Source organism: Paraburkholderia sp. BR14312, from assembly GCF_040948675.1.
GTDB classification, from domain to species: domain Bacteria; phylum Pseudomonadota; class Gammaproteobacteria; order Burkholderiales; family Burkholderiaceae; genus Paraburkholderia; species Paraburkholderia nodosa_A.
This window is the reverse complement of sequence record NZ_JBFPKI010000065.1, coordinates 1-845: the sequence shown is the minus strand read 5'-3', so window position 1 is coordinate 845 and position 845 is coordinate 1. Positions and strand designations below refer to the sequence as shown.

Here is an 845-nt window from a genome sequence, read left to right as displayed (position 1 = left end):
GAACGCACCTGATCAAAAAGTGGCCTGATGTCGAACACCCGCAGTACAATCTAAGCACTACGCAGCACCTCCCTCCTGGCCTGTTCGACTTCACCGAAACGGGCGTTCAGCTTCCCCGAAATACGCAGATTGAACCGAGCCCTCTGGCACTTCCGCCTGGGGTGACGTCAAGAAACGGGATTGTCAGGGTCCCGTCGCGAATCTAGGGGGCGAAAAAGGTAAGCACAATTTCCTATCATAGGCGTCCAAGTTATTATGACTTCGTCAAATCGCCGAAAATTGGCATATATGCCGGGCGTGCCATGTGGGCTCAGAGTTCATCCCAGATTTGCGGAAATGATGCAGCAGGTCAAGGCCAAGGAGGCTAAGACTTGGGTTGCCCCAAATACCCGCTTTTTGCAGCCGGGCAAGCCAGGCGCCCCGCTTGCCATGACTCGACATCAATTGCGCCAGACAACGCCGGAATACGGCATCCCGCCTGGCGTTTTCATACGCTTCGGCGAGATCCTGCAACTTCTGGAATGCTTGATCGTAGGCGCTGCCCGTTGTGCGTTGCAGTTGTGCATCGATGCTTGACCACGCCGTGTCTTCCTGCTCGAGAAGTGATGTGAGGTACCGTGTGCGTTCCTCACGACGACGGACCTCGGCCGCCTGGCGTGCTTCCTGCTCCTTTTTTTCACGGATGTGGCACGATGAGAGGCAACCCTTGATTCGATTTCGGATATTCGACGGCGCCCGGGAAAATTCAATTGCTTTGCATTCCTACCCTTCTACCATTTGAGAAAAGCGTTTCGAAGCGTTCGCTCCGCTTCACGGCTGCGTCCCTGTAGCAGCATGCGCAGTTT

1 protein-coding gene is annotated in these 845 nt (G+C 55.1%); it reads left to right on the top strand.

Going from position 1 to position 845, the window contains the following annotated elements:
• Nucleotides 1–336: 336 nt before the first annotated feature.
• Nucleotides 337–576: a hypothetical protein gene (locus AB3X98_RS42010; RefSeq protein WP_342949936.1), complete on the top strand. Its 240-nt coding sequence runs from the start codon at nt 337–339 to the stop codon at nt 574–576.
• The last annotated feature ends 269 nt before the right edge of the window (nt 577–845 follow it).